Below are 16,455 nucleotides of genomic sequence, written 5' to 3' on the forward strand. Positions count from 1 at the left end.
AATTCAACGATAAAGGAGTCTATACATGAAAAAAACAGGTGCATTACTCTCCGTTGCTGTATTGCTGACAGGAATGCTTGCCGGGTGCGGCCCGGTCAAAAAGGATGGGGGCTCTACGGCGGAAGCGACGCTTAAGGATGGTAAATATGATCCGCCGATTACGCTTACGATTGCGAAGCAGCAGGATGAAAATGCCGGGAAATATATCAACGGTGAGAGCCTGAATGATAATGTGCTGACCCGCTGGGGCGTGGAGAAGCTGGGTATACAGATTGAGACAACACTGCTGGGCGGCGATGCATCGCAGTATAACACGAAGCTGCGGCTTGCGCTGACCGGCTCGGAGAAGCTTCCGGATGTGCTGCCGGTCTATGATACTTCGCTGGAGAATGACCTGATCCAATCCGGGCTGGTCAAGGATATTACAGAGGACATCAACAAATATATGCCGGAGCGGCTAAAGGAAATTTACAAGGAATATCCGACCGCCTTCAACCCGGTTATCCAGGACGGCAAGGTATACGGTATGCCGATTGCGCCCAATCTGACGGAAGGGGAAGTGATGCTGGTCCGGCAGGACTGGCTGGATAATCTGGGGCTGAAAGCCCCGACGACGATTGATGAGTTCGAGCAGGTCATTGCCGCCTTTACGAATGATGATCCGGACGGGAACGGCAAGCAGGATACGTACGGATTCGATTTTAGCGGGAAGGATTCCTACAACACCGGCTGGGTCAGCGACTCTGTCATGATCTTCAGCGCCTACGCCGGCAAGCATCTCCCGGGCCAATGGTATAACGAGGGCGGCAAGCTTACTTACGGGTCTGTTGCTGGCGGCATGAAAGATGCTCTTGCCAAGCTGCGTGACTGGTATTCCAAGGGATATTTGAACAAGGAGCTGGCGACACAGGGAGCCTGGGATGCGCTGGCTGACTTTACCGAAGGCAAAGCAGGCATTATTATCGGACGTCCTTGGCTGTACGGCAGCGTGAAGGATGTTGAAACCAATGTGCAGGGTGCCAAAATCAGTGCCTACCCGACAATCAGCGGGGTCAGCGGCGATAAGACGTACCAGTCCGGCCAGCAGAATGACGGCGTATTTATGTTCAATAAAGATTTTAACAATATGGAAGCGTTCTTCCTCTACTACGACAAGCTGTATGATGCCGCCTTCGGCACGGGAGATTTCAAATACGGATACGCACAGGGCTATGATTATGACATCGTGGACGGGGAGGTTGTTTTTGATCCCAAGGCATTCAACACACCGCTCGACGCGGTCCAGGGAGTAGGGAAGATGGCTTTTACCAAAAATACGCCAAGCGTGGATGGACCGGGCAAGTCTTTCTATGATCTGGCACAAGGTGCCAAAGCCGATACCGGGGTGCTATTGCGGTCAGCGGCGAATGATCCAACCACCATTGCAGGGTATGTCATTTCATACGAGAACCGGGATGTGCTGCTCCCTAATGCTTTCAACGGCCCGCCGACCAAAACCATGCAGACTTCATGGGAGCAGCTGAACACAATGGAGAAGGAAACTTTTACAAAGATTATCTATAGTAAGGAACCGCTCGAAAGCTACGACACTTTTGTTAAGCAATGGTACGAGAAGGGCGGAACGCAGATCACGGAAGAAGTGAACGAATGGTATACGAACGCGGGTAAAGTGGATGTCATGACCAATATGGGTCTTAAATGATGGAATCATCCTTCCAGCTGTCCGGGGAATGGTTCGGCACCGGCCCTCATGCACAGCTCATGCTTAGCCCCTCCGGGGGCTTCCGGCTGTGGACGTCGCCTGAGGGCGGCGGTGCAGAGCTGCAGCCGGGCAAAGTAAACGCTGCTGAATGGCGGGCCTGCCGGTATGTGAATGCTGAGGTGTACCATGACTGCCATGATATCCTGGTCCTGCTGTTCACCTTCCGTGACAAGTATGACCGTGAAATTACTTATCATCTGGGCATCCTGCCGGGCGTAAGAACCGTAATCTGCCTGCCGCTGGAGCATTTGAGCGGTGAGAAGCTGTTCCTGCCGCGTTATCCCGGTGTGATGCAGACGGTGCTGCGCGGCGATGCCAGGGTCGACCGGGAACAGATAACCGGTTTTTCCATTGCCACTATTCCATCGGCTGCGGAGAGAAGTGCCGATATACTGGGTTTATGCCTAAGCACGGAGGAACCGGCTTTCGATTATGTCTATCAGCCTTATGTGGATGAGCTGGGACAGCTGAAGGGAAGGGAGTGGCCGGGCAAAACGGCGGATGCTGCAGAATTAGTCAGCCGGCTCCGGGCTGAGCGGCAGCGGGCGGCGGAATGGGCAGAGACGGCAGAGACGGGAGGGGACAATTACACCGCCGGCTCCCTCAGCCGTTACGGAGGCTGGAAAGAGCTGAAGTTCACTGCCACCGGTTATTTCCGCACGGCGTTCGACGGCCGGAACTGGTGGTTTGCGGACCCGGACGGCTACGCGCTGTTCAGTGCCGGAATGGATTGTGTCGGCCCTTCCTCGCCAATGCGTGTATCCGGTATGGAGCATCTCCTCCCGCAACTGCCCGGGCAGGATGGGGCTTATCAAGATGCCTGGTCGCAGGAGGGCCGTGAATTCAGCTTCGGGATAGCGAACCTGATCACAGCCTTCGGCCCGCAGTGGAGGGTCGCCTGGACAGAGCTGACCGAATACCGGCTGCGGCAGGGCGGGTTCAATACCATCGGCAACTGGTCGGACAGCCGCTTCATCGCGGCCTCGGACCTGCCGTACGTGTATCCGCTGAGCGGGTTCCCGGAGACGCAGCAGCGGATCTTCCGCGATTTTCCGGATGTGTTCAGTCCGGAATACGGGCGGAATGCACAGCAGTTTGCGGAGCAGCTGCTTCCGCTGCGGGAAGAACGGCGGATGGTCGGGTATTTCATGCGCAACGAGCCGCATTGGGCGTTCGTGGACGGCCTGAACCTGACGCAGCTGATGCTGGCTTCGGCGGTCCGCTTTGCCAGCAAAGAGCGGTTCATCCAGTGGCTGCATGAGAAGTACGGTACAGTGGAAGAATTAAACGCAGCCTGGAACAGCCGTTATACCGGATACGATGAGCTGTACAATCCGGATGATACGAAGCCCCTGGCTGATTCGGTAAGGGCTGCTGATTACGCCCAGTTTAACCGGCTGCTGATCCGGCGTTATGTGGAGCTGCCGGCCCGTGCCTGCCGGGAGGCAGCCCCCAATCACCTGAATCTCGGCATGCGTTATGCTTGGGTCAGCAGCGATGAAGTGCTGGAAGGCTGCGAGTGGTTTGATGTATTCTCGCTGAACTGCTACCAGTTTGTTCCGGACCGGGAGCAGATTGAACAGATCAGCAGCCGGCTCGGCAAGCCTGTTATGATTGGCGAGTACCACTTCGGGGGTGCAGACAGCGGAATGCTGGCTTACGGTATCCGTGCGGTGGCTACCCAGGAGGAGCGCGGCGCAGCGTACCGTTATTTTGTAGAGCAGGCTGCTGCCATTCCGCAGCTGATCGGTGTTCATTATTTCCAGTGGAACGACCAGCCGGTGCTGGGACGTTTCGACGGGGAGAATTATCAGATCGGGGCAGCCGATGTCTGCAACAGTCTGTATGAGCCTTTTATGCAGGGGGCTGAGCAGGCGCACAAGCAGATGTATAAGGTGAGGACCGGCACTGCTGAACCCTATCAAGAGCTTCCGGCAGAGATTCCGCGAACCGGATTTTAGGGTTTATACTGCAAAAGGGCAATCCGTGGCCGGTGACCACGGATTGCCCTTTTATTGTTGTAAGCCGGAAATTATTCCACAGCCAATTTCTTAGTATTCACACTCTCAGCCGGAGCTTCTGCATCCGCAGGTGCCTTGTTCGAGGAACGCAGCGGCAGCTCCTTCAGGAAGAACACGAGTACGAAAGCCAGGCACAGAACGATGGTACCGGTAAGGAACACGGTGGACAAGGTCTGGCCCAGTGCGTCACGGATGCTGTCAATCATCTGTACGAAGATTGGCTGAACATCCGCAGGCAGACCGGCTTGCGTCTGCTCCAGCAGCGGCTTGTTCATCAGCGCCTGCGGGTTGGCAAAAGCAGTCATTTGCTGTGCTACTGCCGGATCAAGCTTGCTGAAGTCAGGTGCTGAAGATGAGGTCAGCGCTTCTTTTAGATGCTTGGTCAGATTGTTTGACATTACAGTACCCATAACAGCGATACCGATTGTACCGCCAAGGTTACGGAACAGCTGGGTAGAAGCCGTTACTGCGCCAAGCTCGGTGTGGGATACGGCATTCTGGGTAGCCAGCGAGAAGACAGGCATCCCCAGGCCAAGACCCAGGCCGAATACGATCATACTGAGCACAGCCATCGGCACGCTGTTCATGAATACCATGATGGCCATCCCGGCAACCATAATTGGTACCCCGATGAGAGCGAAACGTTTGTATTTACCCTTTTTGGCTATCATCTGGCCGGTCAGGGCACTGGCTACGACCATTACGATCGACATCGGCATAGTAACGTAACCAGCGTAGGTTGCGGATATACCAAGTACACCCTGTACAAAGAAGGACAGGTAGATCATCGCGCCCATCATACCGAAGTTCATCAGGAAGCCGATCAGATTGGAGATCGTAACGATGCTGTTTTTGAACAGGTGAAGCGGCAGAATCGGATTCTTGGCTTTGGTTTCAATAAAGATAAAGATGATTGCTGATACTACCGTTGCAGCCAGGAGGCCGAGAATCTGGGCAGAGCCCCAGGTATATTCAGTACCCGCCCACGAAAAAGCGAGCAGAAGCGGAACAATGGTTGTTGTCATAAACAGAGAGCCGAGGTAATCGATGCTGGTCGATGCTCCGCGCTGTGCTTTTGGAAACAGGGCCAGGATCATGCCAAATGCCACAAAACCAAGCGGCAGGAAGATCCAGAACAGCCAGTGCCAGTCGAGATGGTCAATCAGATAGCCGCCGAGTGTCGGTCCAAGTACGCTGGAGAAACCGAAAACCGCGGTCATCAGGCCCATCCATTTGCCGCGCTCACGCGGAGGGAACAGGTCGCCTACAGCGGTAAAGGCAGTAGACTGGATAATACCGGCGCCGATCCCCTGGATCCCGCGGTAAGTGATGAACTGATAGACATTGTCAGATGTACCCGTTAAAAAGGCGCCGACCATAAAGAGCAGAATCCCGGCCAGCAGGAACGGCTTGCGCCCGAACATGTCAGAAAGCTTGCCGACAAGCACGGTGGCAATCGTCGAGGTCAGCAGATAAATATTAATCGTCCAGGTATAGTAGTCCATACCGTCCAGAATGGAGATGATGCGCGGCATAGCCGTGCTGGTAATCGTCTGGTTAATCGCGGCAAACAGCATGGCTGCCATGATGGCAATCATAATGGATAGCTTGCGCTTGTCTGTTAAATTTTCCATAGTTGGTTTCTTCACCGTCACTTTTATTTTTTGTCTAATTCCTTAATTAATACCCCGAAAATTCTTCTCAAATGCTCCATGTCCTCTTCGGGCAGGATACTGAAATAAGAATGCATAACCTCACCTAGCTTCGCCTGTGTTGACCTGATTACGCCTATTCCTTCAGGGGTCAGCGTGATTTGCATGGCCCGGCGGTCTCCGGCGGCGCGCTCCTTCTGAATATAGCCTTCAGTGAGCAGCTGGTCCGTAATTCCGGTAACGGCGGCAGGTGTCAAATCAAGTGCAGCAGCCAGCTGGGAGACCATCATTGGACCTTCCTTGGACAAAATCTGCAGCGCTTTGAACTGGGTCTGGGTGATCGGAAAGCCTTGTTTGTTCCACTGCTGGCCCAGCCCCTTCAGAAAAGTCTTAAAAAGAATAGGGAATTCAAAATACCGGTCACGCTCCTGATCTGTCAATCCTTCACCTCCAGCATTGCTGTCTTCAAATAGATAAGCTATTTACTAAATGAAACTTTTAATAATTGATCAGCAAATAATTAATTGATAAATAATTAACAACTTAATTATTAAAGCATGAAACAATATATCATCTGCACAAAAATACGTCAAGAGCCTAACTAATTTTTTTTGGCGACAAAAAAGCTGTACCCGCACCAGCCTGGACTGATGAGGATACAGCTATTATTCAGCATGGTGCAGCTTATAATTCGTCCACCTCACGCAGCCAGAGCGCAGCGGAAGCATCGCTTGGCATCCGCCAGTCGCCGCGCGGCGAGAGGCTCACGGTACCTACCTTCGGTCCGTCCGGCAGGCAGGAACGCTTGAACTGCTGGGTGAAGAAACGGGAGATGAACACCTTCAGCCAGGCTTTGAGCTGCTCTTTAGGATAAGCTTCGCCGAAAGCCTGCTGGGCCAGATAGAGCATTTTGCCCGGAGCAGCGCCTGTCCGCAGCATATAGTAGAGGAAGAAGTCATGCACAATATACGGCCCGAGGATATTCTCTGTCAGCTGGACAATTTCTCCGGTTGCCGACGGCGGCAGCAGCTCAGGGCTGATGCCTGTCTCGATAATGCTGTACAGGAACTTGTTTACCGTCTCGTCCGCTTCATGATCGGCATACCAGGCGACAACATACTGGATCAGTGTTTTTGGAATCCCGGAGTTTACGCTGTACATCGACATATGGTCACCGTTATAGGTACACCATCCGAGGGCAAGCTCGGACAGGTCGCCGGTGCCGATGACGATGCCGCCGTTTTTGTTGGCCAGATCCATCAGAATCTGCGTGCGCTCCCGGGCCTGCACATTTTCGTAGGTTAGATCATGAACATCCTTGTCATGGCCGATATCTTCAAAATGCTGCAGGCATGCCGCCTTGATATCAACAACCAACATCGAAGCTCCGAGCGCGTTGATCAACCCTACGGCATTATCATAGGTCCGGTTCGTTGTGCCAAAGCCAGGCATTGTTACAGCGAGCACATCGCTTGCCGTACGGCCAAGGCGCTCCATAGCGCGGACTGCGACGAGCAGGGCAAGCGTTGAGTCAAGTCCGCCGGAGATGCCGATAACAGCCTGCTTCGTACCGATGTGGCGGATGCGCTTCATCAGGCCGGAGGTCTGAATCGACAGGATTTCCTGGCAGCGCTCATCCCGATGCTGCGGGTTGCCGGGAACGAACGGGTTGACGGCAACCTTACGGACAAGCGCCCGCTCCTTCTGCTGTGCCGCCGGATCGGCGAACAGGATCTCTCGGTAGTTGCGTCCGCCCTTGCCGGCCCGGAAGGTGCCCATAACCGAGCGGGAATATTGCAGTCTCGGCACATCAATATCAGCGATGATGAGCTGGCTCTCATGGCTAAAGCGCTCCGATTCGGCCAGCGTCTGGCCGTTCTCGGCAATCAGCGAATGACCGCCGAAGACGACATCCGTTGAGGATTCGCCGGTGTTGCTGCCGGCGTAGACATAAGCCGCCACGCAGGAGGCAGACTGGCCGGATACCAGCTGGCGGCGGTAATCGGCTTTGCCGACCAGCTCGTTGCTGGCGGAAGGGTTGAACAGCAGTATCGCACCGGCCTGTGCCAGCAGACTGCTCGGAGGAACCGGTACCCATAGATCCTCGCAGATCTCTACTCCAAATGAGAGATTACCGTCACTTTCGCTGGCGAAGATCAGGTCATTGCCGATCGGCACCGTAATGTCTCCCAGCCGAAGCTCTGTAATCTCCAGCTCCTCGGCTGGTGCGAACCAGCGCGGCTCATAGAACTCGCTGTATCCGGGCAGGCAGGTTTTTGGCACAATACCGAGGATCTTGCCGTGCTGAAGAACGGCGGCACAGTTGAACAGCCGGCCTTTAATGGCGACAGGCAGACCAGCGATTACAATCAGGCTGAGGCTGGCAGTGGCAGCCGTAATTTCATGCAGGGCAGTAATTGCCGCGGCCTGCAGCTTGGGCTGCAGAAACAGGTCTGCGCAGGTATATCCAGTAATAGACAGCTCAGGCAGCACCAGATATTCGACCTGCTGTGTATGTGCCTGCTTTATTACTTCAATAATCTGTGCTGCATTAAACTCGCAGTCTGCTACCCGCAGCTCAGGGGAAGCAGCGGCGACCCGTGCGAATCCAAAATTATGCATGGTTTCACCTATCCTTTTTATAAATGAAGCTCTCTAACTAATTGTACCCATGATCCTGACTGGCTAACATATGTATGGAGGCGGGCACTATGGTCTATTTTACATGAAAATTACCGGGAGCACATAACAGCCGTACTGTTGACGCAAAAAAAAAAGCACCCGCATGCTGCGGATGCCTGAAAATACGATGGCAGGGGTAAGAAGAACGTTAGCAGCTCAAACTTCATTATACAGCCGGTGCAGAAAATCGACACTTTCCTGTATAAAAGGCTCCGTTGTGCTCTCCAGCAGACCCTGGATATGAGGGCGCTTATATTTCATATATTGCAGAACCGGTGCAAACCGGAGCAGGCCTTGACCGACAGGAACGATGACGATTGTGCCGTCTTCTACAGTGAAATCCTTCAGATGAATGACTGCAATCCGGTCGCCCAGCAGATCCAGTGCTTCCTTGATAACATCCTCCTGCTGCCCGTAATTGTCCGGAGACATGAGATTCGCACAATCCAGGATGATCTGCAGATTGTTAGACGGGATCAGCTCCAGCAGCCGCTTCGTCAGCCTGACGCTATGCAGCGGATGGTTCTGGCCTGCTTCAATGCCCACGGTAACGCCGAACCGTTCAGCTTCCGCAACCATTAGTTTGACAGAGGCAACTACCTCCTGAAAGGCTTCCTCGGTAAAATTATCCGTTGTGTATCCTGTGCCGACACTGCCCGTTTCTGTACCTACGAGGCTCGCCCCGAAGTCACGCGCCAGCCGCAGATGGGTGCTGAAATCCTGCAATGCCTGCGCACGTTGCTCAGGATCCGGGTCGATGATGTTGACATAACAGCCCAGGACAGCGATTTTGATGCCGCTTTGACGGAAGCTTTCACCATAGTAAACAGCCGTTCCGGGGCTGAGTGAGGACAGCGACGGGACACTGGCCGGAAAGGATTTGCGCACGGCAAGCTGAATATGGCTGAACCGGTAGTGCTTCAGCTTCCCGATCAGCTCCGGCAGGGAGTGGGCAGGGAAATCATGGGCACGGATACCTAGATGAAGCGGTGCAGTCATTACGTGTGGCCTCCTTGTAGGAAATAATGTAGTAGCAATAAGGGGATGACTTACAGCACCAGAAGCGGCGGACGGTTAAATTAACCGTGTCCGTGTGCCTACCTCTGATGCAGATGCGGATGCAGCTCGGCCAGGGCCGGGCATTGCCGGATAGCCTCAGCCACAAGCGCGGCGATCCGCTTAGCGCCCTCGGTACTGAAATGTGTGTTATCCGTTACGCCGTCCGGATAATTAGGATGCTGGCCCGGCTGAAGATGCATCAGCAGGTGCTGCGAACCGTCAATGCCGAGTGTGCGGTACAGCTGCTGGGAAGCAGCAAAGATATCCACCAGCGGCGTCCCGGTCTCCTCTGCAACAGCGCGCATAGCCGCCGGATAAGCGCCTAAGGCCAGCGGGTCAGGTTCACCGTCCGAAGTGAACAGGCGGCGGCTGACGGAGGTCAGCAGTACCGGATAACCGCCGTGGCTGCGGGCAGATTCAATGTACAGCCGCAGATTCTGCCTGTACTCTGTATCAGGATCTGTGTAACGCAGAGGGTCGTCATGCTTACCGTCATTATGCCCGAACTGGATCAGCAGGTAATCACCGGGCTGAAAGTCTTTTTCAATATCGGCCAGCCGGCCTTGTTCAAGAAATGATTTGGTACTACGCCCGTTAATGGCGCGGTTATCAATGATGACCTCCGGGCCGAAGTGGGTCTGGAAATATTCTCCCCAGCCCGCCATCGGCTTGGCTTCCGCCCCCTTCAGGGCGGCAGTGGAGTCACCGGCAATGTATAGTGTCGGCATATCAGGCTTCCTCCGTATCAGTTATAAAATGGTGTTTGCCGAGCCAGGCCCTGCAGAGCTTCAGCCACTGCCGGCATTCCGCATTCTCCGCGGACAGCCCTAGTCCGTGTCGGCCCTCTTCAAAGATGTGCAGCTCGAACGGGATTCCCGCGCCGGACAGGGCAGCGGCAAATTTCAGGCTATTCTCCGCCGGCACACTGGCATCGTCCGCAGTAGTCCAGATGAATGCAGGCGGACTATCATTGTTAACCTGCCAGTCAGCTGAATGAGCGGCGATCTCGTCTTCAGTCGGACTTGAACCCAGCATATTCCCCCGGCTGCCCATATGGGCATAAGGCTCCTCGAACGTAATGACCGGATAACCCAGAATCAGCAGATCGGGTTTACGTGCCGGGGCTGCCGTGACTGCCGTTATGGCAGCGAGATGGCCGCCGGCAGAGAAGCCGGTGAGGCCGACCTGTCCGTCCCGGACACTCCAATTCTTGGGTGCTTCGCGCACCCAGGCCAGCGCATCCCCGACATCTTTAATTAGGGCGGCCGGTTCGATATCCTGCGTCTGATATTTCAGCACGCCCGCATGGATGCCAAGGCTGTTCAGCCATAAGGCAACAGGCTCGCCCTCATGCCGGGCCAGATGATGATAGCCTCCGCCGGGCAGGACGAGAATAAACGGCCGCGCCTCCTGTACAGGCAGCGGATAAAGGGAAAGGATGGAGGCGCCGGAATTCTCCGGCACAACCCCATCCCCGTCAAGACATACATGCAGCATGCTTGCTCCCCCTAATCTTATTCCGCTGCCGGGAAGCCGAAATATCCCGCGGCATTATTGTAGGAGATATCCTGAACCAGCTGTCCGAGCAGTGCTTTATCATCCGGGGCTTCTCCGCGCTCTACAAGCTCGCCGAGCAGTCCGCACAGCACGCGGCGGAAATACTCGTGGCGTGTATAGGACAGGAAGCTGCGGGAGTCGGTCAGCATGCCGACAAAGTTGCCAAGCAGGCTGTTGTCAGCCAGCAGGGTAAGCTGCTCGCGCATGCCGTTTCTGGTATCGTTATACCACCAGCCGGAGCCGAGCTGCATTTTGCCGGCTGTATCCTTCTGGTAGCAGCCCATCAAGGCCAGCAGTGCCGGATAATCCTTCGCATTCAGGGAATAAAGGATTGTCTTCGGCAGACCCGAGGCGCACTCTGCCCGGTCGAGCAGACTGGACAGGCTTTCGGTAATGGACAGGTCGTTTATGCCGTCATAACCGGTATCCGGTCCCAGCTTCTGGAACATCGGTGTGTTGTTGTTCCGGTAAGCATGGATATGCAGCTGCATGGTCCAGTCTTTGTCATGGTAGAAGCCGATGAGCTTCGTGAGCAGCTCCGTACGGTAGAGTGTAATCTCTTCGGCAGACAGCTCAGCACCATCCAGACGTTTGGCGAAGATGGTCTGGGCTTCAGCGTCCGAACCGGCCCGGTAGCGCAGAACATCCAGCGCGTGGTCAGACAGGCGGCAGCCGTTGTCGTGGAAGAATGCTACACGGTTCTTCAGTGCTTCAAGCAGCTCAGCATAGCTGGTTACCGGCAGTCCGGCGGCTTTTTCCAGAGCAGCGATCCAAGCCGGGAAGCCTGGTGCATCAATGTTAAGCGCCTTATCGGGACGGAAGGTTGGGAACACGCTGAATTCCTTTTCGGTTTCTTTCAGCAGCTTGTGATATTCCAGTGAATCGGCAGGGTCATCTGTAGTACAGATCGTCTTCACCCGGGAGCTGCGGATCAGCCCGCGGCGGGTAAATTCAGGTTCCGCCAGCTTGCGGTTAACCTGTTCCCAGATCGCAGGTGCTGTCTGCTCATTCAGCGGCTCGTTAACACCGAAGAAGCGGCGCAGCTCCAGATGGGTCCAGCTGTATAGCGGGTTGCCGACAGCCTTCGGCAGCGTTCTGGCCCAGGCGAGGAACTTGTCGTAATCAGAAGCATCGCCTGTAATATGCGATTCCGGTATGCCGTTCGCGCGCATCAGCCGCCATTTGTAATGGTCGCCGTACAGCCAGGCTGCAGTCAGGTTTTTGAACGGCTGGTCTTCATAGATTTCACGCGGATCAAGATGGCAGTGGTAGTCGATAATCGGCATCTTGGCTGCATATTCATGAAAGAGCTGCCGTGCAGGCTCGGTAGTCAATAAAAAATCGTCGTTTAAAAACATGATGACGCTCCCTTTATTAGAAATTTAGGATAAGAGATTATAGCGTAACCCCGGTTTTGAAAATAGCCAGCTCGCGTACTTCGTTCTGCTCATTGCGTGTTTTCTGGCCGCTTGCCACGGCAATGATATAAGAAATGAACTCTTCAAGGACTTCAGCCATCGGCACTTCCAGCAGGGGACCTGCATTGAAGTCCATCCAGTGGCCTTTTTTGGCGAACAGCTCGTTGTTGGTGGCTACCTTAACCGTAGGCACGAAGCTGCCAAATGGTGTACCGCGGCCGGTGGTGAACAGCACCAGCTGACAGTCGGAGGCGGCAAGGGCGGAAGCAGCCACCAGATCGTTGCCTGGCGCCTGCAGCAGGCTGAGGCCTTTTTTACGCAGCTTTACGCCATAATCCAGCACGTCCACGACCGGAGAAGTACCGGCCTTCTGGGTGCAGCCGAGTGATTTGTCTTCGAGTGTACTGATGCCGCCGGCCTTGTTGCCCGGAGAAGGATTCTCGTACACAGGCTCTCCGTAGGAGAGGAAATACTGCTTGAAATTGTTGATCAGGGAGACGATATCTTCATAGACCTCGCGGCTTTCCGCGCGGGCCATCAGCATTTTCTCCGCACCGAACATCTCCGGTACTTCCGTAAGGACCGATGTTCCGCCCTGGGAAATAATGAAATCGGAGAAGGCGCCGAGCAGCGGGTTAGCCGTAATACCCGAGAAGCCGTCAGAGCCGCCGCACTTAAGGCCGATGTTCAGCTCGCTGAGCGGTACCGGTTCGCGTTTATCATCCTTCGCGGCATCATACAGCTCTTCCAGAAGTGCCCGGCCGGCTTCCACTTCGTTGCCGACCTCCTGGGCCACCAGGAACTTGACCCGGCTCTTATCATAATCGCCGAGAATGCTGCGGAATTCGGAGACGATGTTGTTCTCACAGCCGAGGCCGAAGACAAGCACGCCGCCGGCATTCGGGTGATTCACGGCATCCAGCAGGATGCTGCGGGTCATGCGGTGATCATCGCCCAGCTGGGAGCAGCCGTAGGGATGCTTCAGCACGGTAAGATTATCGAAGCCGCCAAGATCCGGGTGCTCCGCCTTGAACTCGGACAGCATCTGCTCGGCGATGCCGTTCACGCAGCCGACTGTCGGGATAATGAACAGATCGTTACGGATGCCGACCTTGCCGTTGGCCCGGCGGTAGCCCTGGAAGGTGAGGTCGCGCTTCGGATAGGTAACCGGGTGTAGCTCAGGGATATAATCGTATTCTTCCTCACCTACGAGATTTGTTTTGATGTTATGCGTGTGAATCCAATCGCCGGCTGCGATAGGGGCAATTGCGTGCCCGATCGGATAGCCGTATTTGGTGATGACGTCATTCTCGTTAAAGGCTGTCAGGGCGATCTTATGCCCCTGCGGAATATCCTGTCCTGCCTGCACCGTCAGCCCGTCGATTTCAAGCTGCTCACCGGCGGTAACCGGACGAAGAGCTACAGCAACTGTATCGCGGGGATTCATTTTCATTAATCGTTTCATGCTGTCTGTCCCTCCTAAAAAGTTGTTATAAAGTTAAGGCAGGAGTGTATCCTGCCTTTGTATACGATTCTTACGGACTGTAGACTGTAGTATCTTTATTAGTTCACAGCCTGCTGCAGCACCGCACGGCTGTCTGTACGGTCAAGCTCCTGCAGCTTCGCTGCAACGGCATCTGCAAGTCCCGGAACCAGTGTCAGATCCTGGCCCCACAGGCTGTCATCCGCAAGGATGGTCTGCACGAAGCTGTCCGGATTGCTCCAGGCTTTGTCGAAGGCTTCCAGTACCTCTGCGCCGTCCTGTCTGGTAACACGGTCTCCGCGGTAGCTAAGCAGCAGGGCGGCGAAGGCCAGCGTTGTCAGCTCCGGCAGCTGGCTGCGCTCCTTCTGGTAACGGAGCAGAACCGGCAGCAGACGGGACTTGAACTTGGAAATGCTGTTCAGCGAGATGGAAGCAAGCTCATGACGGACGAACGGATTTCTGAACCGCTCCAGTACAGCGGCAGAATAGGAGGACAGCTCCTCGGCCGGCAGATCAAGCATCGGACTCAGCTCATCGTTCATCAGCTCCTGCACGAAGCGGAAGAAGGTCTCATCGTTCATTACATCCTCTACCGTCTCCAGACCGGCCATCATAGCCAGCGGAACCATCGCGGTATGCGGTCCGTTCAGCAGGTGAACCTTGCGCTCACGGTAAGGGGTCATATCGTCGGTCACGACTACATTCAGTCCGGCCTCAGCAAGCGGCAGCTTCTCGGACAGCCATGCCGGGCCTTCAATAACCCAGAACAGGAAAGGCTCGGCGGTAACAATCAGATTGTCCTTATAGCCCAGCTCCTCTTCAAGCTGAGCAGCCTTGTCGCGCGGATAACCAGGCACGATCCGGTCAACCAGACTGCAGCAGAAGGTGTTTTCTTCAACCAGCCATTTATTGAAATCCTCGCCCAGCTGCCACTCTGCAGCATATTGCTGCACGATCTGCAGCAGCTTCTCGCCGTTACGGTCGATCAGCTCGCAAGGAATTATGATGAAGCCCTTTTTGCCCAGCTCAAAACGTTTGTGAAGCAGTGCAGTCAGCTTAGCCGGGAAGCTCTTTGGAGGTGTATCGGTCAGGCTGTCGCCGGCATTGTAGGCAATGCCCGCTTCCGTAGTATTGGAGGTGATGAATTCCAGGGCGTCATCCTCAGCCAGAGCCAGATAAGCCGCATAGTCATCATAAGGGCTGATCACCCGGCTGACACTGGTGATAATCTCCCGGGAGTTGACGGTCTGCTCCTGCATAATACCGTTCAACAGTACTGTGTACAGATTATCCTGTTCTGCCATCAGTCCGCCGAGACCCTGGCCGATCGGCTGAACGAGCACGGCACTGCCGTTAAACAGCCCCTGGTTGTTCATCTGCTGCAGCTGCCAGTCTACAAAGGCACGCATAAAATTACCTTCGCCGAACTGGATCATCCGTTCTGGATAGGCGGGCAGGCCGGGCTGGGTGGTTCTGGATAGGCGGTTTGTCATGGTTTTCAACGTCTCCTTTAAATTTAAATAGATAAAGTTTAATAAATGCACACGTGAACATTTTTTATCAGGAAGAAACGGATTTTCCCTGCTGCATGAGCAGGGGTTCCGGTTCTGCAAGAACATGAATGAGAGCAGTAACAGATGTAATCTTAGCGGTCAGCCACCGTATCGCGCACAACCAGCGAGGTTTTGACGAACAGCTGCTGAGGCTTCGTGTCCGGCTGCTGAAGCAGCTGGATCAGCATCTTTGTGCCGAGCTCGCTGATATCTGCAATCGGCTTGCGGACAGTACTCAGGGCGGGATTCGTATACCGCGCAAACATGATGTCATCGAAGCCGATGAGGGAAATCTGCTGCGGCACGCTGACCTTATGGGCATAACAGGCATTCATAGCCCCGATGGCCATATCATCATTAGAGCAGAATACGGCAGTCGGAGGCTCAGGCAGGGTGAGCAGCCTCGACATAGCGGCGTAACCGCTCTCAATGCTGTAATCCCCCTGGGCAAAGTAACCGGAATCAAGCTGCAGGCGGTGGGTAATCAGGCTGTCCATGAAGCCCTGCTTGCGTTCGGTAGAGGACTTAAAGCCGGGTTTGCCTTCAATAATGGCCAGCTTCTGATGCCCCTGGGATACCACATAGTCAATGGCTTCCCTGACGCCTTCCCGGTCGTTCGCCACCACATTCATAATACTTGGGTCTTCTAACTGGCGGTTCAGCACGACGAGCGGGATGCCGATGGTCTTGACATGATAAATAAAAGCATTATCCTCATCGCTCTGGCTCATGACGAGAATACCATCAAAGCGCTGCGGCTGAATGTTGCCGAAATTGTGAACCCCGTCAATCCCGTGAACGGTCAGATTGAAGTTCTCATCAAGTGCATGGCTGATGCCCTTGATGGCATCGACCAGAAAGCTAGATGAGGTTCCCTGATCAATACTGGAGAAGAATAGCCCGATGGTGAAGGAACGTTTGGTAACAAGGCTCTTCGCATTGTAATTGGGCACATAATTCATCTCAGCGGCGATCCGTTCAATCTTGTCGCGGGTGACCTTCTTGATCAGCGGGCTGCCGTTCAGTGCTCTGGACACGGTGGTATGGGAGACGCCTGCAACACGCGCGATGTCCTTGATCGTTATCATAAGCTCTCCCCGGAAAAATGAAATTGTTAACGATTCCAGTGTATTCCTCAAACCGCGTCAAGTCAAGGGAATAATGAAATGCACACGTTAAAATTATTGATGGAACATTTTTCGAGAAAGCGCTATAATCATCTTGTTTGTTTGACGGGGCCTTAGGGTGCCTGAGATAGATCATAAGGA

At 54.5% G+C, this 16,455-nt stretch carries 12 protein-coding genes; 2 read left to right on the forward strand and 10 right to left on the reverse strand.

Annotation, left to right across the window (positions count from 1 at the left end; translation table 11 throughout):
* Nucleotides 1-25: 25 nt before the first annotated feature.
* On the forward strand, nt 26-1,702 hold the full coding sequence (locus BN3772_RS04860; protein WP_042197272.1) for a type 2 periplasmic-binding domain-containing protein: 1,677 nt from the start codon (nt 26-28) through the stop codon (nt 1,700-1,702).
* The gene (locus tag BN3772_RS04865) at nt 1,699-3,723 is read left to right on the forward strand and encodes a beta-galactosidase (protein WP_086074409.1); all 2,025 of its coding nucleotides are present in this window, start codon (nt 1,699-1,701) and stop codon (nt 3,721-3,723) included. The genes BN3772_RS04860 and BN3772_RS04865 overlap by 4 nt, the downstream gene beginning before the upstream one ends.
* Nucleotides 3,724-3,794: 71 nt before the next feature.
* On the opposite strand, the gene BN3772_RS04870 is transcribed toward BN3772_RS04865, so the two are convergent.
* The 10 genes from BN3772_RS04870 to BN3772_RS04910 all read right to left on the reverse strand — a co-directional run bounded on the left by BN3772_RS04870 (nt 3,795) and on the right by BN3772_RS04910 (nt 16,275).
* Complete coding sequence (locus BN3772_RS04870; RefSeq protein WP_042197277.1) at nt 3,795-5,417, reverse strand: DHA2 family efflux MFS transporter permease subunit; 1,623 nt, start codon at nt 5,415-5,417, stop codon at nt 3,795-3,797.
* A 23-nt stretch (nt 5,418-5,440) separates the two neighbouring features.
* On the reverse strand, nt 5,441-5,875 hold the full coding sequence (locus tag BN3772_RS04875) for a MarR family winged helix-turn-helix transcriptional regulator (RefSeq protein WP_042197279.1): 435 nt from the start codon (nt 5,873-5,875) through the stop codon (nt 5,441-5,443).
* 244 nt (nt 5,876-6,119) lie between these two features.
* Nucleotides 6,120-8,057: an NAD(+) synthase gene (locus BN3772_RS04880; RefSeq protein ID WP_042197283.1), complete on the reverse strand. Its 1,938-nt coding sequence runs from the start codon at nt 8,055-8,057 to the stop codon at nt 6,120-6,122.
* Between the two features lie 216 nt (nt 8,058-8,273).
* The gene (locus BN3772_RS04885) at nt 8,274-9,116 is read right to left on the reverse strand and encodes a sugar phosphate isomerase/epimerase family protein (protein WP_042197287.1); all 843 of its coding nucleotides are present in this window, start codon (nt 9,114-9,116) and stop codon (nt 8,274-8,276) included.
* A 98-nt stretch (nt 9,117-9,214) separates the two neighbouring features.
* Nucleotides 9,215-9,904: a rhamnogalacturonan acetylesterase gene (locus BN3772_RS31155; protein WP_042197290.1), complete on the reverse strand. Its 690-nt coding sequence runs from the start codon at nt 9,902-9,904 to the stop codon at nt 9,215-9,217.
* A 1-nt stretch (nt 9,905) separates the two neighbouring features.
* Nucleotides 9,906-10,673: an alpha/beta hydrolase gene (locus tag BN3772_RS31160; protein WP_052380382.1), complete on the reverse strand. Its 768-nt coding sequence runs from the start codon at nt 10,671-10,673 to the stop codon at nt 9,906-9,908.
* Between the two features lie 17 nt (nt 10,674-10,690).
* Nucleotides 10,691-12,091, reverse strand: coding sequence for a glucuronate isomerase (uxaC, locus tag BN3772_RS04895; RefSeq protein WP_042197292.1), 1,401 nt, complete (start codon nt 12,089-12,091; stop codon nt 10,691-10,693).
* Between the two features lie 37 nt (nt 12,092-12,128).
* Nucleotides 12,129-13,616: a UxaA family hydrolase gene (locus tag BN3772_RS04900; RefSeq protein ID WP_042178783.1), complete on the reverse strand. Its 1,488-nt coding sequence runs from the start codon at nt 13,614-13,616 to the stop codon at nt 12,129-12,131.
* A 98-nt stretch (nt 13,617-13,714) separates the two neighbouring features.
* Entirely contained in the window at nt 13,715-15,127 is a 1,413-nt protein-coding gene (locus BN3772_RS04905) for a tagaturonate reductase (RefSeq protein WP_042197294.1), read from the reverse strand.
* A gap of 152 nt (nt 15,128-15,279) precedes the next feature.
* Entirely contained in the window at nt 15,280-16,275 is a 996-nt protein-coding gene (locus BN3772_RS04910) for a LacI family DNA-binding transcriptional regulator (protein WP_042197296.1), read from the reverse strand.
* Nucleotides 16,276-16,455: the final 180 nt, after the last annotated feature.

The sequence above is a fragment of the Paenibacillus camerounensis genome (assembly GCF_000723885.1).
Taxonomy (GTDB): Bacteria; Bacillota; Bacilli; order Paenibacillales; family Paenibacillaceae; genus Paenibacillus_AQ; species Paenibacillus_AQ camerounensis.

Excerpts from the sequence above, each read along its gene's own strand:
- BN3772_RS04860 (WP_042197272.1), top strand. The coding sequence starts at position 26 with ATGAAAAAAACAGGTGCATTACTCTCCGTTGCTGTATTGCTGACAGGA.
- BN3772_RS04865 (WP_086074409.1), top strand. The coding sequence starts at position 1,699 with ATGATGGAATCATCCTTCCAGCTGTCCGGGGAATGGTTCGGCACCGGC.
- BN3772_RS04870 (WP_042197277.1), bottom strand. The coding sequence starts at position 5,417 with ATGGAAAATTTAACAGACAAGCGCAAGCTATCCATTATGATTGCCATC.
- BN3772_RS04880 (WP_042197283.1), bottom strand. The coding sequence starts at position 8,057 with ATGCATAATTTTGGATTCGCACGGGTCGCCGCTGCTTCCCCTGAGCTG.
- BN3772_RS04885 (WP_042197287.1), bottom strand. The coding sequence starts at position 9,116 with ATGACTGCACCGCTTCATCTAGGTATCCGTGCCCATGATTTCCCTGCC.
- BN3772_RS31155 (WP_042197290.1), bottom strand. The coding sequence starts at position 9,904 with ATGCCGACACTATACATTGCCGGTGACTCCACTGCCGCCCTGAAGGGG.
- BN3772_RS31160 (WP_052380382.1), bottom strand. The coding sequence starts at position 10,673 with ATGCTGCATGTATGTCTTGACGGGGATGGGGTTGTGCCGGAGAATTCC.
- uxaC (WP_042197292.1), bottom strand. The coding sequence starts at position 12,091 with ATGTTTTTAAACGACGATTTTTTATTGACTACCGAGCCTGCACGGCAG.
- BN3772_RS04900 (WP_042178783.1), bottom strand. The coding sequence starts at position 13,616 with ATGAAACGATTAATGAAAATGAATCCCCGCGATACAGTTGCTGTAGCT.
- BN3772_RS04905 (WP_042197294.1), bottom strand. The coding sequence starts at position 15,127 with ATGACAAACCGCCTATCCAGAACCACCCAGCCCGGCCTGCCCGCCTAT.
- BN3772_RS04910 (WP_042197296.1), bottom strand. The coding sequence starts at position 16,275 with ATGATAACGATCAAGGACATCGCGCGTGTTGCAGGCGTCTCCCATACC.